This window comes from Sanguibacter massiliensis, from assembly GCF_900240335.1.
Taxonomy (GTDB): Bacteria; Actinomycetota; Actinomycetes; order Actinomycetales; family Cellulomonadaceae; genus Flavimobilis; species Flavimobilis massiliensis.
Genome location: NZ_LT964979.1, coordinates 2,783,558 through 2,804,853 on the forward strand (window position 1 = coordinate 2,783,558; position 21,296 = coordinate 2,804,853).

The 21,296-nt window shown below is 73.7% G+C and carries 18 protein-coding genes; 10 read left to right on the forward strand and 8 right to left on the reverse strand.

Annotated features, from left to right (window positions below; all coding sequences use genetic code 11):
- Positions 1-58 precede the first annotated feature (58 nt).
- Complete coding sequence (locus C1729_RS12825; protein ID WP_102510284.1) at positions 59-307, reverse strand: WhiB family transcriptional regulator; 249 nt, start codon at positions 305-307, stop codon at positions 59-61.
- A gap of 234 nt (positions 308-541) precedes the next feature.
- On the opposite strand from C1729_RS12825, the gene C1729_RS12830 reads away from it, so the two are divergent.
- On the forward strand, positions 542-967 hold the full coding sequence (locus tag C1729_RS12830; protein WP_242493836.1) for a hypothetical protein: 426 nt from the start codon (positions 542-544) through the stop codon (positions 965-967).
- Here the strand turns inward: C1729_RS12830 and C1729_RS14795 are convergent.
- The 5 genes from C1729_RS14795 to C1729_RS12860 all read right to left on the reverse strand — a co-directional run bounded on the left by C1729_RS14795 (position 917) and on the right by C1729_RS12860 (position 10,743).
- Positions 917-5,044, reverse strand: coding sequence for an FtsK/SpoIIIE domain-containing protein (locus C1729_RS14795; protein ID WP_207204620.1), 4,128 nt, complete (start codon positions 5,042-5,044; stop codon positions 917-919). The genes C1729_RS12830 and C1729_RS14795 overlap by 51 nt on opposite strands.
- Positions 5,045-5,148: 104 nt before the next feature.
- Entirely contained in the window at positions 5,149-7,734 is a 2,586-nt protein-coding gene (locus C1729_RS12845) for an ABC transporter permease (RefSeq protein ID WP_102510286.1), read from the reverse strand.
- Complete coding sequence (locus C1729_RS12850) at positions 7,734-8,525, reverse strand: ABC transporter ATP-binding protein (RefSeq protein ID WP_102510287.1); 792 nt, start codon at positions 8,523-8,525, stop codon at positions 7,734-7,736. The genes C1729_RS12845 and C1729_RS12850 overlap by 1 nt, the downstream gene beginning before the upstream one ends.
- A 143-nt stretch (positions 8,526-8,668) precedes the next feature.
- A complete protein-coding gene (locus tag C1729_RS12855; RefSeq protein ID WP_102510288.1) occupies positions 8,669-9,382 on the reverse strand; it encodes a response regulator in 714 nt (237 codons plus the stop codon).
- Positions 9,379-10,743 carry a sensor histidine kinase gene (locus tag C1729_RS12860; RefSeq protein WP_242493837.1) on the reverse strand — a complete coding sequence of 455 codons (1,365 nt, stop codon included), beginning with the start codon at positions 10,741-10,743 and terminating at the stop codon, positions 9,379-9,381. The genes C1729_RS12855 and C1729_RS12860 overlap by 4 nt, the downstream gene beginning before the upstream one ends.
- Positions 10,744-10,920: 177 nt before the next feature.
- Here C1729_RS12860 and C1729_RS12865 point away from each other — a divergent pair, with 177 nt between their 5' ends.
- The 9 genes from C1729_RS12865 (at position 10,921) to C1729_RS12905 (ending at position 19,160) form a co-directional block, all read left to right on the forward strand.
- The gene (locus C1729_RS12865; protein ID WP_102510289.1) at positions 10,921-11,604 is read left to right on the forward strand and encodes a response regulator transcription factor; all 684 of its coding nucleotides are present in this window, start codon (positions 10,921-10,923) and stop codon (positions 11,602-11,604) included.
- A gap of 40 nt (positions 11,605-11,644) precedes the next feature.
- Entirely contained in the window at positions 11,645-12,976 is a 1,332-nt protein-coding gene (locus C1729_RS12870) for a sensor histidine kinase (protein ID WP_102510290.1), read from the forward strand.
- 64 nt (positions 12,977-13,040) lie between these two features.
- Positions 13,041-13,598 (forward strand): GtrA family protein, encoded by a 558-nt coding sequence (locus tag C1729_RS12875; protein ID WP_102510291.1) that lies wholly within the window; start codon positions 13,041-13,043, stop codon positions 13,596-13,598.
- 21 nt (positions 13,599-13,619) lie between these two features.
- Positions 13,620-14,810, forward strand: a complete 1,191-nt coding sequence (locus C1729_RS12880) for a 5-(carboxyamino)imidazole ribonucleotide synthase (RefSeq protein WP_102510292.1) — start codon at positions 13,620-13,622, stop codon at positions 14,808-14,810.
- 79 nt (positions 14,811-14,889) lie between these two features.
- Positions 14,890-15,417 carry a 5-(carboxyamino)imidazole ribonucleotide mutase gene (gene purE, locus C1729_RS12885; protein WP_102510293.1) on the forward strand — a complete coding sequence of 176 codons (528 nt, stop codon included), beginning with the start codon at positions 14,890-14,892 and terminating at the stop codon, positions 15,415-15,417.
- Between the two features lie 637 nt (positions 15,418-16,054).
- Positions 16,055-16,957, forward strand: coding sequence for a cysteine ABC transporter substrate-binding protein (locus C1729_RS12890; RefSeq protein ID WP_102510294.1), 903 nt, complete (start codon positions 16,055-16,057; stop codon positions 16,955-16,957).
- A 76-nt stretch (positions 16,958-17,033) separates the two neighbouring features.
- Positions 17,034-17,693, forward strand: a complete 660-nt coding sequence (locus C1729_RS12895) for an amino acid ABC transporter permease (RefSeq protein ID WP_102510295.1) — start codon at positions 17,034-17,036, stop codon at positions 17,691-17,693.
- Positions 17,674-18,354, forward strand: coding sequence for an amino acid ABC transporter permease (locus C1729_RS12900; protein WP_102510296.1), 681 nt, complete (start codon positions 17,674-17,676; stop codon positions 18,352-18,354). Before C1729_RS12895 ends, C1729_RS12900 begins: the two co-directional genes overlap by 20 nt.
- Positions 18,351-19,160: an amino acid ABC transporter ATP-binding protein gene (locus C1729_RS12905; protein ID WP_102510692.1), complete on the forward strand. Its 810-nt coding sequence runs from the start codon at positions 18,351-18,353 to the stop codon at positions 19,158-19,160. The genes C1729_RS12900 and C1729_RS12905 overlap by 4 nt, the downstream gene beginning before the upstream one ends.
- Positions 19,161-19,219: 59 nt before the next feature.
- Here C1729_RS12905 and C1729_RS12910 read toward each other — a convergent pair whose 3' ends face one another.
- Both C1729_RS12910 and C1729_RS12915 read right to left on the reverse strand, forming a co-directional pair.
- Positions 19,220-20,731: an LCP family protein gene (locus C1729_RS12910; RefSeq protein ID WP_102510297.1), complete on the reverse strand. Its 1,512-nt coding sequence runs from the start codon at positions 20,729-20,731 to the stop codon at positions 19,220-19,222.
- A gap of 148 nt (positions 20,732-20,879) precedes the next feature.
- Complete coding sequence (locus tag C1729_RS12915) at positions 20,880-21,296, reverse strand: DUF2304 domain-containing protein (protein ID WP_102510298.1); 417 nt, start codon at positions 21,294-21,296, stop codon at positions 20,880-20,882.

A 21,296-nucleotide genomic window follows, 5' to 3' on the forward strand; every position in this document is an offset into this window, starting at 1 on the left:
TGCGACGAGGGCCGGCACCCGTGACGGGTGCCGGCCCTCGGCCGTACGTGGTGGTGCGTCAGCCGGCGCGGCGCGCACGAGCCGTGCGGCGCTTGAGCGCGCGACGCTCGTCCTCGGACATGCCGCCCCAGACGCCCGCGTCCTGGCCGGACTCAAGCGCCCACTTGAGGCACGTGTCGACGACGTCGCAGCGACGGCACACAGCCTTGGCGTCCTCAATCTGCAGGATCGCCGGGCCAGTGTTCCCGATGGGGAAGAACAGCTCGGGGTCCTCGGTGAGGCATGCGGCGCGGTGACGCCAGTCCATGGAAGTGCTCCTCGGTGGTCGAACATGACGGTTCCGCGCGCAGCGCGACGCGGCCGTTCAAGAAGGGGGGACTGTCCCTGAGGGACCACACAAGGTTCACACCTCACGGCCGGTTCCACAAGAGGTCACGAGAAGGTTTCGGCGCGGTGGCCCTGAGGTGATAGTCACAAGGGTGCAACCTTGACATCGCACGGCCGCCCGAAGGTCCTGCCGCAGGTCCCGTAGTCTCGGTGCGTGCCTCTCGATCTTCTCCGCCGTCCCGGTGTCGCGGCTCCGGGCCCCGGTCGCACCGTGCTCCTCGTCGTGTGCGGGCTCGTCGCGCTCGAGGCCGTCGGCCTCGTCGTTGCCGGCGGGTTCGCGCTCGCCGACGTCGTCCGCGGCGTCGGCTCGGGAGCTGCGGGCGTCCTCGCCGCGTTCGCCTGGGGTCTCGCTGCGCTGCTCGTCGGTGCGGCGCGCGGCCTCCTCGACGGCCGGCGTTGGGCGCGCTCGCCCGTCGTCACGTGGCAGCTGTTCCAGGTCGTCATCGCGGTGACGTGGCTCCAGGAGGGTGCGCACCCCGTGCCCGTGGTGCTCCTCGTCGTCGCGGTGCTCGTCGTCGCAGGCGTCGTCTCACCGTCCGTCGTCGCCCGCACGACCGCAGGCCGCCCCACGGGGGACTGACACCCCTGGCCACGGCTGCTCACGCCTCGGCACCGTTGACGTCGCTCCGCCGTGCGAGTCGGGCGGACGGCACTGAATGAGCTCGGCCCGCCCGTCGACGACGAGGGCGCCGCGGCCCGGCGCGCACGGCCCGGGTTCGACGACGTGAGCGACCTCGGTCGCGAGGACGTCCGCCGCACCCGGCCTGCCCGGGTCGAGCACGACACCGTGACGCGCCGCGCGCACCCGCGCCAGGAGGCCGCGGGACGCGAGCGTCGCCGAGGCGGTCGTCGCGGCGACGAGGCACCTCGCGACGCCCGGGAGCGTCGCGAGCCGGTCGTGCTCGACGGGCAGCAGCCGGGCGAGCACGTCGGCGTCGTCGACGATGAGCGTCCACCCGCCGCCGGCGACGAGGTCGGGGACACGGGCGAGTCCTTCGGGCGTCATCGGCACGACGACGGTGGCGTCGTCGGTGCCGCTGCTGCACCTGAGGGCGTCGCCGTCCTCATCCGCGGCCGGCCGACCTGCGGTGGGTGGAGGGCAGCTCCCGACGACGAGCACGGGCCCGAGCCGCGCTGCGTGGCGCGCGAGGATCCCGAGGACGGTCGACCGACCCGACCCCGGCGGTCCGACGACGAGCGTGTCGCGTGCGACGTCGAGCAGCCGAGGCCCCGCATCGTCACCGCCGTGGCCGGGCGGGGCGAGCCACGCGTGAGGAGCCTCGCGGGCCGCACTGTCGAGCTCCCGCAGCGCACGGTCGTCCGGAACCGTCGGCAGGGGCACGAGCCGCGGCGACGCCTCCGGACCGACCGGCACCTCGGAGGGCCGGGCATGCGTCGGAAGGAACGCCTGCGCGAGCCGCGCGGGACCGGCCCCCGTCCAGACGCCGCGGCCCGGCGGTCCCCCCAGTCCCGCGAGCACCGAGGGAACACCCCGGCCGAGGTCGGACGCGCGGTCGGTGCTCGTGAGGACGAGCCGCGGACCGACCGTCGACGCGAGCGGGCCCGTGAGCGAGCGGGCGCTCGCGAGCGCGAGCGCGACGCCGTGGGCCGCGGACTGCCGGGCGAGCGCGGCGAGCGTGTCGACGCCTCCACCGCGTGCGACGCGTCCGAGCGCCGCGAAAACCTCCTCGACGCCGTCGACGAGGACGAGCGTCGGCGACGGCGGGGGTGCGGCGAGGAGCCGTGCGAGCAGCTCGTGGACGCGGCGTGGATCCGTCGCCGGGGCGTGCGTCCCGAGCCACCGGGGGACAGGGGTGGGCCTCGTGCCGTGCCCCGCAGCCGCGACGAGCCCGTTGTGCTCGTCGTGCTCGACGAGCGCGTCGTGCCCGTCGTGCTCGACCAACGGGACGTGTGGATCGCGCGCGCCGTGCTCGACCAGAGGGTCGTCCGCGTCGTGCACGACGAGCGGGTCGGGGCCGAGCACGTGGACGTGCCAGCCGCGTCGGGCCGCCTCGAGGGCGACCGCGTGGAGGACGGTCGACCGGCCCGACCCCGGAGCGCCCTCGACGTGAAGGTGTCCGCGTGCGGGATCCCACGCGGCGATCGAGCGTCGCCGCTCGTCGGGCTCGTCGAGGAGCGCGACCGGGAGCGCGTCGGCCGCCGCGTGCTCCGGCACGCGCCCTGGCCAGGGCTCCGCGACGTCAGCCGTCGTGCACCGCAGCGGGAGCGGAGGCGCCCAGAGAGGGTGGGCACGCGCGGCCCCCGCGGCCGCGTCGGCCGCCGCGACGAGGCGGGCCGCGACGTCCTCGCCCCACACGGGCGCGGGCGTGCGTGCCGGTCCGGGCGTCCGTGGGACGCGCCGGACGCGTGCCGTCGCAGGCGTCGCCGGGGCGGACGCGAGCGCGCACCGCACCGTCCGGTGCGACGAGCCGCTCGTGAGGACGACCGCGAGCCCGGGGGACGACGCGGGTAGGGCGGCCGCGTCCGGGACGTCGACGACGTCGCGCGACTCGGCGTCCGACGCGACGCGGAGCGCGACCCGCAGCCCGACGTTCGCGCGCACGTCCGCGCTCACGGCTCCCGCGGGGCGTTGCGTCGCGAGGACGAGGTGGAGCCCGAGCGACCTGCCCTGCGCGGCGATCCGCAGGAACGACGGCACGAGGTCCGGGTCGTCGTCCGCGAGCGCTCGCAGCTCGTCGACGACGACGACGAGGCGTGGCGGGCACGCGTCCGGGTCCCGGGCGAGGAGCGCCCCGACGTCGGGGACGCCGTGGTGGGCGAGCAGCTCCTCGCGCGAGCGCAGCTCGGCGCGGAGTGCGGCGAGCGCCCTTCGGGCGGAGCCGGGCTCGAGGTCCGTCGCGACGCCCGCGACGTGCGGGAGGGTGAGGCACGGCCCGAAGCCCGCACCGCCCTTGTGGTCGAGCAGGACGAACGTCAGGCGCGCGGGCGGGTGCGTGAGGGCGAGGGAGAGGACGAGGGTCTGGAGGAGCTCGGACTTGCCGGCGCCCGTCGTGCCGGCGACGAGGCCGTGAGGTCCGTCGCGCACGAGGTCGAGGACGAACGGCGCCCCCGAGCCGTCGGCAAGCCTGCCGACGGGCGCGAGCGGACGCGTCGGCGCGGCGGCCCACCGAGCCGTCACCGCGTCTGCGACGGACGCCAGCGGGAGGGCCGGGTCGAGGCCGAGCAGATCGGCGAGCGGCACGGTCGCAGCACGGGCGAGGCCCCTGCTGCGCGCGACGGCAGGGGCGAGGGCACGCGCGAGCGACTCTGCGAGCCGGGGGTCGACGCCCGGCCCGTCGACGTCCGCCTCGCACCAGGCGGGTGCGTCGGCCAGGGGCGGGACGAGGAGCACGTGGGTGCCCGCGGGGGCGTGGGCCCACCACTCGCTCGTGCGACGCAGGGCGTCGGCGTCGTCGGGCGTGACGACGACGAGGCGCGGGGCGTCGTCCCCGGAGGTGGGGAGCGGGCCGGGGCGGGCGCCGAGCCACCGGACCCACTCCCACGCGCGAACGTCACCGCCGACGAGCGTCACGGGCGCACCCGGGCGGAGCGCCGCGAACGCGAGGACCGTCGCGCGCGCCCGGGCGTCGGCGGAGGGCCCCGCCGCGACGAGGGCGCGAGGGCCGGCGTCGCTCTGTCCCGCGTCCGAGGGCCCGTCCGCGGCCGTGCCTACGGGACCGGGCGCGGCCGTGCTCGCGGGCGTCAGGTCGAACCTGGACGGTCCCGCGAGGTCCGTCGCGACCCGTGTCATGAGCTCGACGGGCGACCGCGCGAGACCGTGCCACGTCGTCGGAGCCCCGACCTGGGCGGGCGGCGTGCGGCGCAGGCGCCGGATGAGCGCGGTCACCCCGAGCACGACGGGCCCGACGAGCCCGACGAGCGCGAACGCGGGACGGTTCGTCACGAGCGCGAGGGTCGCCGCGGAGACGAGCGGGACGACGAGCGTCGTCGCCGAGAGCCCCGGCCCGAGGCCGCGCGCCCGGGAGGGGGCGCGGGTGGCGTCGGCGGCGAGCGTGGCGCGCTCGTCCGCGACCCCGACGACGACGCGGCGCAGGGTCGTCGGCCCGATGTGGAGGACGTCGCCGTCGCGGACCCGGCGGCCGCGCAGCCCGAGCCTCACGGGGCGCCGTTGCGCGTGGTCACGGGCGAGCCGTGCCCGCACGCGCGGCGCACGGTCGTCGGTGCGCCGCTGCCGCGCCCGCCGGACGCGGACCGCCCGCGGGACGTCCGCGTCGCTCGCCGACGCGCGACGCGGACGCACCTCGACGACACGCCCGCGCGTCGCACGTCCGAGATCGACCTCGACCCGGCCAGCTCCCGGACCTGCGACGACCTCCCAGCGTGCGACCGCGCCGAACGCGTCACGTGCGCGTCCGACGGGGTCGTCGGGGAGGTCCGGGGCGCGGCGTCGCGGCACGTGCACGCGCACGTCCGCGCCCGGGACGAGCGGGCCGAAGCCCACGAGCGCGTCGTCGTCGAGCACGCGCGGGCCGACCGCGAGCGGCACTGCGAGCAGCTCGGAGCGGCCGAGGACCTCGGCGAGCCGGGGGCGCAGCGCGCCGAGCCGGGCCCCTCGCTCGATCTCGACGTCCTCGCCCGCGAGCGTGAGCCGGACGTGGCCGCCCGACGGGGCCGAGGAGGGGGTCGTGGGACGCATGCCCCGACGATGCCGCGTCATCGGCCCGCACGCGCGGGACGGCCCTGCGGCCGGGGAGAAGCTCCCCGTCCACAGGGCCGTCCGTCAGGTCGGCGCCGAGGGCGTCAGTCGACCGCGAGCGCCTCGACGGGCGAGGTGCGCACCGCGCGCCGCGCCGGCAGGACCGACGCGAGCAGGCCCGCGACGACCGAGACGACGAGCGCGAGCGCGATGTCGCGCCACGGCACTGCGTACGACACGTCGCCGAACGATCCGAGCACCGTCGCCGCGCCAGACCAGCCGTAGACGAGCCCGAGCACGACGCCGAGGAGCGTGCCGACGATCGCTATGAGCAGACCCTCGATCGCGAGGGTGCCGCGCAGCTGCTTCCGCGACAGTCCGATCGCGCGCAGCGTCGCGTTTTCCCGCTGCCGCTCGAGGACCGAGAGCGAGAGCGTGTTCGTCACGCCGATGAGGGCGATGACGACCGCGACCGCGAGCAGACCCACGACGACCGCGAGGAGGACGTTGATGACCTGCTCGAACATCGCGCGCTCCGCGACGGCGCCCGTGACCCACGCACCGAGGTCCTGGACCTGCGTCCGGATGTCGTCGACCGTGCGGACGGGGTTGTCGGAGTCGAGCCGCACGAAGAGCGTCGACGCGGTCGCGTCGGGCGCGATCTGCTTCATCGTCGTCGCCGTCACCATGTGCGTGCCGAGGCCGCCGGCGATGACCTTGACGCGCAGGTCGAGCGTCGTGCCGTCGGCACGCGTGACGACCGCGCCCGTCGCAGCGAGGTGGAGCTCTCGCGACGAGTCGACGAGGAGGACGCCGTCCTCGAGCCCGTCGACCTTGCGGGGGTCGTGGAGGACCGTGCGTGCTGCGGTTGGGTCGATGCCGCTCACCTCGGTGCTCCCGAGCGGGACCGGACCGTCGGGGAGCGTGAGCTCGATCTTGTCGACGTACGTCGACGTCACGGGCACGGTCGCGGCGACGCCGGGCACGGCGGCGACCTTCTCGCGCACCGTGTCGAGATTGCTGCTGCCGTCGCTCGAGCCGCTGGCCTCGACGAGGACGTCGACCGCGAATTGCGAGTCGAGCTGGTCGTTGAACGTGGCGCGCGCGCTCGCGGCACCGGTCGACATCATCGCGACGAGCGTCACGCCGATGAGCAGCGCCGTGCTCGTCGCGGCCGTGCGGCGCGGGTTGCGCAGCGTGTTGGCCGACGCGAGGCGCGCCGAGGCTCCCGTGCGGGACAGGAGCGCCCCGATGCCGGCCGCGACCGCGGGGATCCAGAACACGGACCCGACGATGAGCCCGACGAACGACAGCGCACCGCCCGGGATACCGAGGAGGAGGCCGATCTCCGGCTGCGGCTCCTCGCCGACGTTCGCGACGGCGATCCCGCCCGCGAGCATCGCCCCACCGACGACGGTGAGGACGACCGCGAGGACAAGCCGTGCCGTCGAGCCGCCGCGCACCGAGGGTGCGTCGGCGGGGCGCAGCGCTGCGAGCGGCGCGACGCGCGTCGCTCCGCGGGCCGGTGCGAATGCCGCGAGGACCGTGACGACGACGCCTGCGATGAGCGGCACGAGGACGACAGCGGGCGTCACCTCGATCGTTCGGGGGAGCGGCACACCGAGGTCGCGCGTGCCGAGGACGGCGAGGAGCGTCTGGACGCCGATCGCGCCGACGAGGATGCCGGTGAGCGACGCGAGCGTCCCGAGCACTCCTGCCTCGAGGAGGACGGACGCGCGCAGCTGCTTCTTCGTCGCTCCGACGCAGCGCAGGAGCGCGAGCGTGCGTGTGCGCTGCGCGACGAGCACCTGGAACGTGTTGGCGATGACGAGCCCCGCGACGATGAGCGCGAGGGCACCGAAGGCGAGGACGACGTACATGACGGTGTTGGTGTCGCCGCTCAGTTGGGCGATGCGTTCGTCGGCGTACTGCTGCTTCGTGAGCGCCCGGACCTGCGCGGCGTCCTCGTCCGACGTGCCTGCGGCGACGAGCTCCGCGCGTGCCGCGTCGGCGAGCGCCGGGAGGACCGTCGCCGGGTCGGCGCCGGCGTCGAGCATGACGAGCGCGCTCGTGACGAGCGAGCCGCCGTTCCACGCGAGCACGTCGGCGACCTGACCGACGAGAGCGCCGTCGAACGAGACGTACGCGCCGGACGGGTCGTCGAGGAGACCCGTGACGGTGACCGTCGTCGTCGTCTCCTCGCTCTCGCCCTTCGCCTCGTCGAAGGTGTACCCGACGATGTCGACGGTCCCGCCGACGGTCGCGCCGAGCCTCTCGGCGACGGCCGCGGGGAGGGCAACCTCGTTCGTCGCGGCGGGCCAGGCGCCGCTCGTGAGCTTCTGGGCCTCGAGGCGAGGGTCGGCGGCGGCGGAGACGGCGAGCGTCCCGACCTCGCGCTCACCGCGACGGACGTTGATGTAGGTCTGCACCTGCGGACTCACGACGGCGACACCGGCGGTCGCGTCGAGCGAGGTGATCGCTTCCGGGGAGAGTCCCACCGTCCCGACCAGGTCGAGGTGGGCGTCCGCGTCGGCGAGGGTCGCTGCGACCGAGTCGGTCGACGTCGACGTCATGATGTTGCCCGCGAGGAGCGTCGCGGCGACGAACGCCGTGCCGATCGCGATCGCGATGCCGGCCGAGACGAGCTTCCCGACCGACTTGCGCATCTGCGCGAAGGTGAGCCGGAACATCAGGCCTGCCCCCCGACCGGCGCCGTGACGGGCGTCGTCTCGAGCGTGCGGAGCGCGTCGAGACCGGCGAGGACCGACTCGGGCGTCGGGTCGGAGATGTCGCCCGCGATGCGACCGTCGGCGATGAGCACGACGCGGTCGGCGTATGCGGCGGCCGCGGGGTCGTGGGTCACCATGATGATCGTGCGGCCGAGCTCGCGCACGGAACGGCGCAGGAAGCTCAGGACCTCGGCGCCCGAGCGCGAGTCGAGGTTGCCCGTGGGCTCGTCCGCGAAGACGACGTCGGGCTTCGTGATGAGGGCGCGTGCGATCGCGACGCGCTGCTGCTGGCCGCCCGAGAGCTCGGCCGGACGGTGCGTGAGGCGCTCACCGAGACCGAGGGTCTGCACGAGCGTCGCGAACCACTCCTTGTCGACCTTGTTCCCGCCGAGGTCGAGGGGCAGGAGGATGTTCTGCTCGGCCGTGAACATCGGCAGAAGGTTGAACGACTGGAAGACGAAGCCGATGCGCGTGCGGCGCAGCTCGGTGAGGGCGTCGTCGCCGAGCGCCGTGATCTCGGTGTCGCCGATGCGCGACGAGCCGCTCGTCGCGGAGTCGAGGCCCGCGAGCAGGTGCATGAGCGTCGACTTGCCCGAGCCCGAGGGGCCCATGATCGCGGTGAAGCGGCCGGGTGCGAAGTCGACGTCGACGTGGTCGAGTGCGACGACCTGGCCAGCTCCCTTGCCGTAGACCTTCGTGAGGTCGCGGGCGCTGACCGCGCCCGTCGAACCGGGGGCGACGGTGGTGTTCATGGAGGTGCTCCTCGTACGTTCCGGGGGAGAGGCGGGCGGGGGCCCGCCGGCTCCTCCGACGCTACCGACGGCACCGTGTGCGGGTCGTCGTGCCCCGGTGGGGTCCGTGCGTCGCGCGAGGTCATCCCACGGTCGTACGCGCGTCAGCTCCCGGGGGTGACGAGACCCGTCTCGTACGACGTGACGACCGCCTGGACGCGGTCCCGCGCGCCGAGCTTCGCGAGGATCCGGCCGACGTGCGTCTTCACCGTCGCCTCGGCGACGAAGAGTTCCGCGCCGATCTCCGTGTTCGAGCGCCCCCGGGCCATGAGGACGAGGACCTCACGCTCACGCTCCGTGAGTGACGCGATGCGTGGGTCGGCGCCCGGGTCAGAGGCAGCGGGGGCGGGCAGCGCGCCCGCCATGTGCTCGATGAGGCGACGGGTGCTCGATGGCGCGATGACCGCGTCCCCGCGGTGGACGGTGCGGATTGCGGCGAGCATCTCCTCGGGCGGGGCGTCCTTGAGGAGGAAGCCGCTCGCGCCTGCGCGGATGGCCTCCATGACGTACTCGTCGAGGTCGAACGTCGTGAGGACGATGATGCGGGGCTGCCGGTCCGCGGGCAGCTGCGCCTGCCATGCCTCGGTGAGGCGCGCGGTCGCCGAGAGCCCGTCGAGCTCGGGCATGCGGACGTCCATGAGGACGACGTCGACGGGGTGGTCGACGAGGAGGCGGACCGCCTGCGCGCCGTCACCTGCCTCGAGCGTCACCGTGAGGTCCGGCTGGGAGTCGATGACCATGCGGAAGCCCGCTCGGACGAGCTGCTGGTCGTCGACGAGGGCGACGCGGATCGCGTCGGGCGCGGGCTCGAGGGTCACGCGGGCTCCTGAGGGGGTGGGGGCTGGACGGGCGAGGTCGCAGCGAGCGGGACGGGCGGTTGCGGGGAGCCCACGCCCGGCTGGGCGCTCCCGCCGGGAACCGCGCGCGTGCCGGGCAGCGGGATCTCGAGGTGGACGCGGAACCCGCCGCCGGGACGCGGGCCCGCCGTGAGGCTCCCGCCGAACATCGTGGCACGTTCCGTCATGCCGAGAAGACCCTGGCCCGCGCCGTCGCTCCCGGCGGACGCGCCGCGCCCGTCGTCGGAGACGTCGAGCGTGAGCGTCGTCGTCCCCCACGTCATGAGGACCGTGACCCGCGGGCCGGGGCCCGCATGCTTGAGGACGTTCGTGAGGGACTCCTGGCACACGCGGTACACCGCGAGCCCGACCCCTGGAGGGAGGGGACGGGGCGAGCCCATGCGGACGAACGACACGTCGAGACCGGTCGCGCGCACCTGCGCGACGAGCTGCTCGAGGTCGCCCGCGGCGGGCTGCGGGGCCGCATCCGCGCTCGCGACGGTCGGCGCGACGCCGACCGACCCGCCCGGAAGCGGGGCCGTCGGGCGCGCGGACTCCGGCTCGCGCAGCACCCCGAGCAAGCGGCGCATGTCGGCGAGCGCGTCACGGCCCGTCTCCGCGATCGTGCCGAGCACGCGCTCGCCCGCCGCAGGGTCCTGACGCACGACGTACCGGCCGCCGTCGGCCTGCGCGATGATGACGGAGAGCGAGTGCGCGACGATGTCGTGCATCTCGCGCGCGATGCGCGTGCGCTCCGCGGCGGTCGCGATGCGTGCCTGCTGGTCGCGCTCGCGCTCGAGCCGCTCGGCGCGGTCGATGAGGGTCGCGACCATGTCCTTGCGGGCGCGGCGGGTGAGCGCGAACGCCCACACCGCGAGCTCGGCGAGCACCATGAGCGTGAACGTGATGAACGCGCCGGAGAGCCCGTCGGGGCCGTAGCCGGTGTAGTTCGCCCACGCGACCGCCGACCAGAGCGCGGCTCCCGCCGCTCCCGCGACCATCGCGGTGCGGTAGGCCCAAGGTGGCCCGTGGACGGTCACCGAGTACAGAGCGGCGAGGACGGCGACCATCCCGGGGTTGCCGGTGTCTGTCCAGGCGCTCAACGTGTAGAGGAGCCCCACCGAGTAGACCGTGACGACGGACGTCACGGGGAAGCGGCGACGCACCGCGAGCGGTGCGATGAAGAGGGTCGCCCAGAAGCCGTACTCGGAGCTTGCGCCGCCGGCTACCCACATGAGGAAGAGGGCGAGCACCGTCCACGCGACGTCGATCTTCAGCGCGTTGCGCTCCCACGACTGCTGGAGGCGCTGCCACCAGGAGGTGGGGGGATCGAGGTCGGACACCCCGCAAGCGTAGGTGGTGGCATTCGGGGGCCGCGTCATCCTGCGGGACGAGCGGGCGGGTGCCGGGTCCGCCGGACGGCTGACGTCATGACGCGGCGACGTGACGCTCATGACACTCGACGGGTGGGAACCGCGAGTGGGCACGAACTTGGCAAGTCCATGACCTAGCATGGGGGAATGACGAACGTGCTTCTTGCCGAGGACGACCCGGCGATCAGCGAGCCGCTCGCTCGCGCGCTCACCCGAGAGGGCTACCACGTCATCGTCCAGGGGACGGGGCAGGGGGCTCTGGCGAGCGCGACCGACGTCGACCTCGTCGTCCTCGACCTCGGGCTCCCCGACATGGACGGTCTCGACGTCGCCCGCGCGATCCGCGCCCAGGGCCTCACGACGCCGGTCCTCGTGCTCACCGCACGGGCCGACGAGGTCGATCTCGTCGTGGGCCTCGATGCGGGCGCCGACGACTACGTGACGAAGCCGTTCCGTCTCGCCGAGCTCCTCGCCCGCGTCCGCGCGCTCCTGCGCCGCACGCACGGCGAGGTCGAGGCCGAAGACGAGATCCGCGCGCAGGACGTCCGGGTCGACGTCGCGGCGCACCGTGCGTTCCAGGCGGACCGCGAGCTTCACCTCACGACGAAGGAGTTCGACCTCCTGCGCGTGCTCGTCGCGAACGTCGGCACCGTCGTCGTGCGGGACACGCTCATGCGTGAGGTCTGGGGCTCCGAGCTCGTCGGCTCGACGAAGACCCTCGACATGCACGTCTCGTGGCTGCGCCGCAAGCTCGGTGACGACGCGAACTCCCCGCGCTACATCTCGACCGTGCGCGGCATGGGCTTCCGGTTCGAGACCGGCGCCCGCTGACGCGTCCTCGCTGACCGCCACCTGCTGAGAGAGCCTCCGGATGCGCCGCCGCCTCATCCTCGCGACCCTCTCCGCGGTCGCGGTCGCGGTGCTGCTCCTCGGCTTCCCGCTCGCATTCCTCGGCGCCCAGCTCGTCAAGGACAACGAGGTGCGCGAGCTGCAGATCCGCGCTCAGAACATCGCGCGCGCTGTCGACGGGCGAGTCGCGCGTGACGCCGAGCTCTCCGCGGACATGCTCGACGGCTACGTCGGCGGCAACGGCCGGCTCTCGGCCTACATCCACGTCATCGGCCCGGCGGGGGAGATCATCGACGCGGGCGAGCCCGTCACCGGCCGCGTGACGAAGACGCTCGCACTGTCCGACGCCAAGGCCATCGTCGAGGTCCGCGTCTCGTCGTGGGACCTCTACGTGCGCTCCGCGCAGATCATCGTCCTCGTCGGCGTCGCCGCCGTCGTCGCTGTCGGCGCGGGGATCGTCGTCGCGATCTGGCAGGCCAACCGGCTCGCCGCGCCTCTGCTCTACCTCTCCGCGTCCGCCGAGCAGATCGGCTCCGGGCAGACGCGCCCGCGCCTCGAACCGTCGGGCATCGAGGAGATCGACCTTGTCGCCGCCGAGCTGGCCCGCTCGTCGGACCGGCTCGCGAAACGGCTCGCCGTCGAGCGACAGTTCGCGTCCGACGCCTCCCACCAGCTGCGCACGCCGCTCACCGCCCTGACGATGCGCATCGAGGAGATGGCGCTTTCCGCGCCGGACAACGACGTCGTCCAGGAGGAGGCGCGCGTCTCGCTCGAGCAGATCGAACGCCTCGTCACCGTCGTCGACGACCTGCTCTCCCGGTCGCGCCGCTCGCTCGGGGGCAACAACGAGGCTGTCGTCCTCGCGGACGTCGTCGCCCAGCAGGTCGAGGAGTGGAGCCCCACGTACACGGCGCTCGGGCGTCGGCTCGTCGTCGACGTCGACGACGCGACGACCGTCCTCGCGACGCCGGGGAGCCTTGCGCAGATCATCGCGACCCTCGTCGAGAACTCGATCAAGCACGGCGGCGGCACGACGACCGTGCGGGCGCGTCCCGGCACGAGCGGCGCCGTCGTCGTCGAGGTGAGCGACGAGGGCCCGGGTGTGCCCGACGATCTTGCGCCCCACGTCTTCGAGCGCGAGGTGACCTCGGGCGCCGGCACGGGACTCGGGCTCGCGCTCGCACGCGACCTCGCGGCGGCCGACGGTGCACGGCTCGAGCTCTCCCAGCGGCGCCCGCCCGTCTTCTCGCTCTTCCTCGTCGGCGTGCCCAAGTCGCTCGACCCCGAGGTCGTCCTGCCCGTCGGGTCGGTCGTCTCCTCGGGCTGGAGCAGGCGGCGCAGACCACCGACGTGAGATGCGAGGTGACATGAGGGATCTCCCGCACTCCTCGCTCCACGCACGACGATAGGCTCACCGCATGCCAACGACCGTCACGTCCGTTTTCAGGACCCTGCGCGAGTTCGTCGTCTCCCGGTTCTGGGAGCTCCTGCGCTTCGGGTCGGTCGGGGGCGTGGCGTTCTTCGTCGACATGGGCGTCTTCAACCTGCTCGTCCACGGGCCCGGCGAGATCCTCGGGCACAAGCCGCTCGTTTCGCGCGGCATCGCGGTCGGCATCGCGACCATCGTCGCCTGGATCGGCAACCGGTACTGGACGTTCACGGCGCGCAAGACCTCCAACCGCGTGCGGGAGTTCGCCGGGTTCGCCGTCGTCAACGTCGGTGGCCTGCTCATCTCGGTCGGCTGCCTCGGCTTCTCGCGGTACGTCCTCGGGCTCTCGACCGTCGTCGCCGACAACGTGGCCAACCTTGTCGGCCTCGTTCTCGGCATGATCTTCCGGTACTTCGCGTACCGCACGTTCGTCTTCACGGAGGGCGCAGCAGCCGAGGCTGCAGCAGATGCGAGCGCGCCACCTCCTCCGGTCGACGCCGAGGCCCTCGCGTCCCGTGAGACGGTCACGCCCGGAACACCTTCCTAGCCTCGCGTACCCTTGGGGACCGTGAGCGCACCGGTAGTCGCAGTCGTGGGTGGGGGCCAGCTGGCCCGGATGATGGCTCCGGCCGCGGCCGAGCTGGGGGTGCACCTGCGCGTCCTCGTCGAGGCCTCGGACGGCTCGGCGGCGCAGGTCCTCGCCGACGCCCCTGTGGGGGCCGCGTCGGACGCCGACGCCGTGCGCGCGCTCGTCGCCGGCACGTCAGGGGCGCTCGCGACCGACGCGGGCCGGGCCCGCGCAGCCGTCCTGACGTTCGAGCACGAGCACGTGCCGTTCGCCCTCCTCGACGAGATCGCCGCGGACGGCGTGCCCGTCCACCCCGGCCCTGCGGCGCTCGTCCACGCGCAGGACAAGATCGTCATGCGCGAGCGCCTCACCGCGCTCGGCGTCCCGTGCCCCCGCTGGGCGCCGCTGCCGACCGAGCTCGCAGCGGGCCGCTCCGCGCTCGCCACGTTCCTCGCCGACGGCGACGGCACGGCCGTCGTCAAGACGAGCCGCGGCGGCTACGACGGCAAGGGCGTGCGTGTCGTTCGCTCCGCCGACGAGGTCGACGACTGGTTCGAGGCCGTGGTCGCGGGCGGGCCCGCGCTCCTCGTCGAGGAGCGCGTCCCGTTCGCGCGCGAGCTCGCCGCGCTCGTCGCACGACGCCCGTCGGGCGACGTCGCGACGTACCCCGTCGTCGAGTCCGTCCAGCGCGACGGCGTGTGCTCCGAGGTCATCGCCCCCGCACCGGGCCTGTCCGCCGAGCTCGAGGCCGAGGCCCGCCGCATCGCTGAGACCGTCGTCACGGGTCTCGGCGTCACGGGCGTCCTCGCCGTCGAGATGTTCGAGGTCGACGGCCGCGTGCTCGTCAACGAGCTCGCGATGCGCCCCCACAACTCCGGCCACTGGACGATCGACGGCGCCGTGACGAGCCAGTTCGAGCAGCACCTGCGCGCCGTGCTCGACCTGCCGCTCGGCGACACCTCGCCCCGCGCGCCCTGGACCGTCATGGCGAACGTCCTCGGGTCCTCGCTCGACGAGCTCACCGACGCCCTGCCCGCGATCCTCGCCGCCGACCCCGGCGCTCGCGTCAACCTCTACGGCAAGGCCGTGCGCCCCGGCCGCAAGCTCGGCCACGTCAACGTCTCGGGCGACGATCTCGACGACGTCCGTCGTCGCGCCGTCGCCGCAGCCGCGCTGCTGCGCGGCGAGTGAACCCGCCCGCCCCGTCCNCGCGCGTAAGGATTCGTCGGCAGCGTCAGATGTGTATAAGCGCCCGCTTCAGGAGACCCGCATGAGCACCACGCCCGCCCCCGTCGTTGGCATCGTCATGGGGTCCGACTCCGACTGGCCCGTCATGCGCGCGGCCGCCGAGGCCCTCGCCGAGTTCGACGTGCCCGTCGAGGTCGACGTCGTCTCCGCGCACCGCATGCCCACCGAGATGATCGACTACGGGCGCGAGGCCTCCGCGCGCGGCCTGCGCGTCATCATCGCGGGCGCCGGGGGAGCGGCCCACCTGCCCGGCATGCTCGCCGCCGTCACCGAGCTCCCCGTCATCGGCGTGCCCGTTCCCCTCAAGCACCTCGACGGCATGGACTCGCTGCTCGCGATCGTCCAGATGCCCGCAGGCGTGCCCGTCGCGACCGTCTCCGTCGCCGGCGCCCGCAACGCCGGGCTGCTCGCTGCGCGCATCCTCGGCGCGGGCACCGACGAGGCCTCCGAGGTCCTGCGTGCCCGCATGCGGGGCTTCCAGGAGGAGCTCCGCGACGTCGCCCAGGCCAAGGGCTCCGCGCTCCGCGAGGCGTACGCGCGCGGGGAGTAGCACCTCGACCGTCCCCGCTCTGCTCTGCACGGCCCGCCGAGCCGGCCTGCTCGGCGTGACCGCCGGGCCTGCAGGCCCGGCCTGCGCGGCTCGTCGCGCGGGTGCTGACAGCGCGATCTCAAAGGTCGGACGAATCCTGGACGGCCCTAGCCGGCGTGGTGCTGCCGCCGTATGGTCGATCCATGCTCCACGACACCCAGCACCGAATGTGCGACCTCGGCCGGCCCGCGCGCCGCGCCGAGGAGTGTCGACGCTTCGAGCGCTGTTGCCGTAGCACTCGCTGACGTCCCCGGCGCGCACGCGCCGGCCTGAGTCCGCGACGCGGAACGGTCCGCCCAAGGCGGTGTGCGTCGCCCACCGACGCGACCTGCTCACCCGCTCCTCTGCCGACGGTCCCAGGACCGACCCGCGACGACCCTCGCACCTGCCGGCCCTGATGACCGTCGCGCGAGGTGCCGGGCAGGCATGGCGTCGTCCGACCTACGGGTGAGCCCGCACGTACCAAGCCCTCGCCCCGGGACCGCGCAGCAGCGCGACCACCTGCGATCGGCCCCACCCGCACGTCCACCTTCGTCACGCCGTCGCACCCCGTGCCCGGCGTCGCGCCCTCGCGTCCGTACATCCCCAAGGAGAGATCATGACCACCACCCCTGACACGTCGCCCGAGACCGCGGCGCCCGACAAGCGCCGACGCGCCACGCTGCTCACCGCGATCGTCGTCGTCGTCCTCGCCGTCGCCGCCGTCGGCGGCTGGCTGCTCTTCGGCGGCTCGAAGGCCGAAACCACAGGGGCACGCACCGTCGCTCAGATCAAGGACTCCGGCAAGGTCCGCATCGGCGTCTTCTCCGACAAGGCGCCGTTCGGCTCGGTCGACTCCTCGGGCACCTACGTCGGCTACGACATCGAGTATGCGAAGCGCGTCGCGAAGGACCTCGGTGTCACGCTCGAGCTCGTCCCCGTCGAAGCGGCCGCGCGGGTCGAGTTCCTCACGAGCGGCAAGGTCGACATCATCCTTGCCAACTTCACGGTGACCGACGAGCGTGCGCAGAAGGTCGACTTCGCCAAGCCGTACCTCAAGGTCTCGCTCGGCGTCGTCAGCCCCGACGACGCCCCTGTCACCGACATCGCCCAGCTCGACGGCAAGGACGTCCTCGTCGTCCGTGGCACGACCGCCGAGACCTACCTCGAGGCCAACCACCCCGAGGTGAAGATCCAGAAGTACGAGCAGTACACCGAGGTCACCAACGCCCTGCTCGACGGCCGCGGCGCTGCCTGGGTGACCGACAACACCGAGGCGCTCGCCTGGGCGAAGAACAACGACGGCTTCTCGACCTCGATCGCGTCGCTCGGCCCGCAGGACACGATCGCGGCCGCCGTCCAGAAGGGGAACACAGACCTTCGCACCTGGCTCGACGACCAACTCGTGACGCTCGGCACGGAGAACTTCTTCCACGCCGCGTACACAACGACGCTCGAACCGGTCTACGGCACGGACGTCTCGGCCGACGAGCTCGTCGTCGAGGGCGGCGTCGTCAGGTGACCCCACGCCCCGCCGTCGGCGCGGCCCGCCCCCACGGGCCGCGCCAACGGCGCGTCCGCGTCCGGGAGCCTCGCCCGTGAGCCCCGACGTCCTGCTCGAGCACGCGCCGCTGTTCGCGCGCGCGGCCGTCGTCACCGTCCGCATCGCGGCTCTCGGGATCCTCGGGGCTCTCGCCGTCGGTCTCGTGTGCGCGGCCGTCGAGCACTTCCGCGTGCCCGTCGGCCGACAGGCCGTGCGCGCCTACGTCGAGCTCGCACGCAACACCCCGCTCGTTGTGCAACTGTTCTTCCTCTACTTCGCGCTGCCCAAGGTCGGCGTCGTGTGGTCGGGGGAGGCGTGCGCGATCATCGGGCTCACCTTCCTCGGCGGCGGCTACATGGCCGAGGCGCTGCGCTCGGGCCTCGACGCCGTCGACGCGAGCCAGGTCGACGGGGCGCTGAGCCTCGGCATGTCTCGCGGCGCCGCACTGCGGCACGTCGTCCTGCCGCAGGGCGTCGCGGTCGCCGTCCCCGCGCTCACCGCGAACGTCATCTTCCTCGTCAAGGAGACCTCGGTCGTCTCTGTCGTCGCGCTGCCCGACCTCATGTACGTCGCCAAGGACATCATCGGTTCGAGCTACGACACCCGCGAGGCGCTTACCCTCCTCGTCGTCGCCTATCTCGTGATCCTCCTGCCCGTCGCGCTCGGTGCCCGGGCCCTCGAGGGGAGGTGGCGCCGTGCCGGTCTCGGGTCTTGAGGTCCTCCTCGAAGGACGCAACCTCGCGCGGCTGCTCGAAGGACTCGGCACGACCGTCGGGATCGCGCTCGCCTCCCTCGCGGTCGCGCTCGTCTGCGGCGTCCCGCTCGGCCTCGCGATGACGCGCCGCGGCGCGCTCGTCCAGGTTCTCACGCGGGGCTACGTCGAGACGATGCGCATCGTCCCGCAGCTCGTGCTGCTCTTCGTCGTCTACTTCGACCTCGCCCGCCAAGGGCTCGTCTCGCTGTCCGGGGCGGCGACCTCGATCCTCGTCCTCGGAGCCTGGGGCGCGGCCGAGATGGGCGACCTCGTCCGCGGCGCCGTGACGTCGATCCCCGCCCACCAGGTCGACAGCGCCCGAGCGCTCGGGCTCGCGCCCGCTCAGGTCCAGCGGCTCGTCGTCCTGCCGCAGACGCTGCGGCGCCTCGCGCCGCTCACCGTCAACCTCACGACGCGCCTCGTCAAGACGACGTCGCTCGTCGTGCTCATCGGCGTCGTCGAGGTGCTCAAGGTCGCCCAGCAGATCATCGACGCCAACCGCTTCGAGCACCCCGAGGCCGCCTTCTGGGTCTACGGCCTTGTGCTCGGCCTCTACTTCGTCGTGTGCTACCCGGTCTCGGTGCTCGCACGACGCCTCGAGACCCGATGGGAGTCACGATGACCACCACGACCGACGCGCCAGTGCTCGAGCTGCGCGACGTCCGCAAGACCTACCCCGGGGGCGTCACAGCGCTCGACGGCGTCGACCTCACCGTCCGACGCGGGGAGGTCGTCGTGATCGTCGGCCCCTCGGGCTGCGGCAAGTCGACGCTGCTTCGCACCGTCAACGGCCTCGAACCGCTCACCGGCGGCGCGATCGCGCTCGACGGCAGCCAGATCACCGGCAGCGGCACCCGGTGGGAGACGGTGCGCCAGCGTGTCGGCATGGTGTTCCAGAGCTATGAGCTCTTCAACCACCTCACGGTCCTCGGCAACCTCACGCTCGCGCCCGTGAGGGTTGCGGGGACGCCGCGCGCCGAGGCCGAGCGGCGTGGCCTCGAGCTGCTCGCGCGCGTCGGGCTCGCCGACAAGGCGGGCTCCTACCCCCGCGAGCTCTCGGGCGGGCAGCGTCAGCGGGTCGCGATCGTCCGCGCGCTCGCCATGCAGCCCGAGGTCCTCCTGCTCGACGAGATCACTGCGAGCCTCGACCCCGAGATGGTGCGCGAGGTCCTCGACGTCGTCGTCGAGCTTGCCGACAGCGGTATGACGATGCTCGTCGTCACGCATGAGATGGGGTTCGCGCGTGCCGTCGCCGACAGGGTCGTCCTCATGGACCGCGGCCGCGTCGTCGAGGAGGGAGAGCCCGAGGAGTTCTTCACGAACCCGCGCAGCGACCGTGCCCGAGCGTTCCTGCAGACCTTCACGTATACGCGCTCGACCCGCAGGACTGGGCCCGACGACAGTGCCGAGCCGCCTGCGGAGGACTGACCGCGCGGCGCGTCGGGCCTCGATGCGCCGCGCCGGGAGCGAGGTGCGGGAGCCGAGTCCTAGTTCTTCTCGTCCTCGACGCGGCCGTCCCCGTCGTAGCGGCCCGGCTCGAGTGACCCGTCACGGACCGCGTCCCAGAAGGCGGGAGCGGTGTCCGGGTCGAGCAGCACGGTCGAGCCCGCGCCGCCGCCCGGGCGGTAGTCGACGTTCGCGACCGGCGGCGTACCCGTGACGCCGCCCTCGCCCGTCGCGGCCCGGAACGCGAGGGCGAGCCGGCCGAGGTCGACGATGCTCGTGCCGTCGTCGGCCGCGATCGCACCGAGGCCCGCGTCGATGAGGTCGACCTGCTTGCCCGGGTTGATGACCGTGCCGAAGTTCGCGGCCTTCTTCGTCACCGCGCCGATGAGCTGACGCTGACGCTCTGCGCGACCGAGGTCGCCCTTCGGATCCGCATAGCGCATGCGGACGAACGCGAGCGCCTTCTTCCCGTCGACGTCGTGGCAGCCGGGGTTCCACTTGAGCCCCGACCTCTTGTCCCGCACCTTGTAGTCGAGGCACAGGTTGACGCCGCCGACCGCGTCGACGAGACCCTGGACCCCACCGAGACCGATCTCGACGTAGTGGTCGACCGTGAGGCCCGTGAGACCCTCGACGGTCGAGACGAGGAGCTCGGGCCCTCCGTACGCGTACGACGCGTTGAGCTTGCGGCCGCCGTGGCCTGCGATCTCGGCGAACGTGTCGCGCGGCAGGCTGATGAGAGCGTTCGGACCGTCGTCGGGCACGTGGAGCAGCATGATCGTGTCCGTGCGGGCGCCCGCCGTGCCGTCGTCGTGGATCGCACCGTCCTCGCGCGAGTCCGAGCCCGCGAGCAGGTACGTCGTGCCGTCCGTCGCGGCCGCGCCCGAGAGCGCGGCGACGTGCGTGATCTTGCCGTTCGCCCACAGGCCCAGCCCGACGGGCCACGCGATGAGCCCCGCGAGCGCGAGGACTGCGACGACCGCCGCGATCCTCCCCGGGCGCAGCCGGAAGCTGCGCGACGGGCCGCCGTCCTCCCCGGGACCGTCGGCGTCGAGGTCGAGCGGGCCGGCCGCGGCAGCCCGCGCAGGCGAGGGACGTGACGCGACGGGCCGGACCGACGCGGGTCGCGCCTCACCCGGACGAGCAGCAGCCGGACGGCTCGCAGGCCGTGCCGCTCCGGGCGTCGACGACACCGTGCGGCGGGGCCCCGACGTGCCCCCCGCAGCCGCGCTGGACGGCGCAGCACCGCGCGGGCCCGCACCGGGCTGCGGCGTGCCCGCCGGACGAGCACCCTCGACGGACGGGCGCCCCGACGACGTCGTGCGCGGCGGGACGGACGCCGGCCGGCCAGCGGGCTCGCCTGATCGCGTGGCACGCGGGGTGCCGCCCGTCGTCGGCCGGCGCGTCGGGCGTGCAGGGACGTGGGTGACGGGCCCGTTCGCACCGCCGACGGGGACCGCGCCGTCGTCCGAGGACGGACGCGACGCGCCCGCGCCCTGCGGCGAGAAGCTGGGAGGCGGCGAGCCCTGCGGGCGGCCGGACCGGTCCGTCATGCGTGCACCGCCGACGGGCCGGCGGCGTCGCGCGAAGCGGGGCTGGGGGCACGGAACGGGCAGGTCACCCGTCGATCCTAGGACGGACCCCCGAGGAGGGGCGGGCGGGTCCGCGACCGGTGGGTGAGAGAACTGTGGAGATGGCCGTTCAGTCGTCGCGCGGGTCGTCCGACGACACTGCGGGGCTGCCCAGGGTCGGAGCGTCGGGCCCCGCCACGTCTGGGACCACGCCCCTGTCGACGAGCGCAGCCCGCGCGAGCGTGAGTTCGCGCGCGAGTGCCGTGAGCTGCGACTGCATGCGGCTCATGCGCCGGAACGACGTCGCGATGAAGCTGAGGAACGCGATGACGAGGCCGTAGAGCAGGAGGTCCGCGCCACGACCCACGCCGATGAGGTTCGCGAGCCACGAGAGGATCGACGGGAAGAGCACCGACGCGGCCGCCCCGACGATGAACGCCACGAGCAGCAGCCGACGGATCGCCTGGTGACGCGCATCCGCCGTCGACCGGTTGAGGACGACCGCGACCCAGCCGATCGCGACGAGAAGGATGACCTGGATGAGCAC

Coding starts and splice junctions, on each gene's coding strand:
- C1729_RS12825 (WP_102510284.1), bottom strand. CDS start 307: ATGGACTGGCGTCACCGCGCCGCATGCCTCACCGAGGACCCCGAGCTG.
- C1729_RS14795 (WP_207204620.1), bottom strand. CDS start 5,044: ATGCGTCCCACGACCCCCTCCTCGGCCCCGTCGGGCGGCCACGTCCGG.
- C1729_RS12845 (WP_102510286.1), bottom strand. CDS start 7,734: ATGTTCCGGCTCACCTTCGCGCAGATGCGCAAGTCGGTCGGGAAGCTC.
- C1729_RS12850 (WP_102510287.1), bottom strand. CDS start 8,525: ATGAACACCACCGTCGCCCCCGGTTCGACGGGCGCGGTCAGCGCCCGC.
- C1729_RS12865 (WP_102510289.1), top strand. CDS start 10,921: ATGACGAACGTGCTTCTTGCCGAGGACGACCCGGCGATCAGCGAGCCG.
- C1729_RS12870 (WP_102510290.1), top strand. CDS start 11,645: ATGCGCCGCCGCCTCATCCTCGCGACCCTCTCCGCGGTCGCGGTCGCG.
- C1729_RS12875 (WP_102510291.1), top strand. CDS start 13,041: ATGCCAACGACCGTCACGTCCGTTTTCAGGACCCTGCGCGAGTTCGTC.
- purE (WP_102510293.1), top strand. CDS start 14,890: ATGAGCACCACGCCCGCCCCCGTCGTTGGCATCGTCATGGGGTCCGAC.
- C1729_RS12890 (WP_102510294.1), top strand. CDS start 16,055: ATGACCACCACCCCTGACACGTCGCCCGAGACCGCGGCGCCCGACAAG.
- C1729_RS12905 (WP_102510692.1), top strand. CDS start 18,351: ATGACCACCACGACCGACGCGCCAGTGCTCGAGCTGCGCGACGTCCGC.
- C1729_RS12910 (WP_102510297.1), bottom strand. CDS start 20,731: ATGACGGACCGGTCCGGCCGCCCGCAGGGCTCGCCGCCTCCCAGCTTC.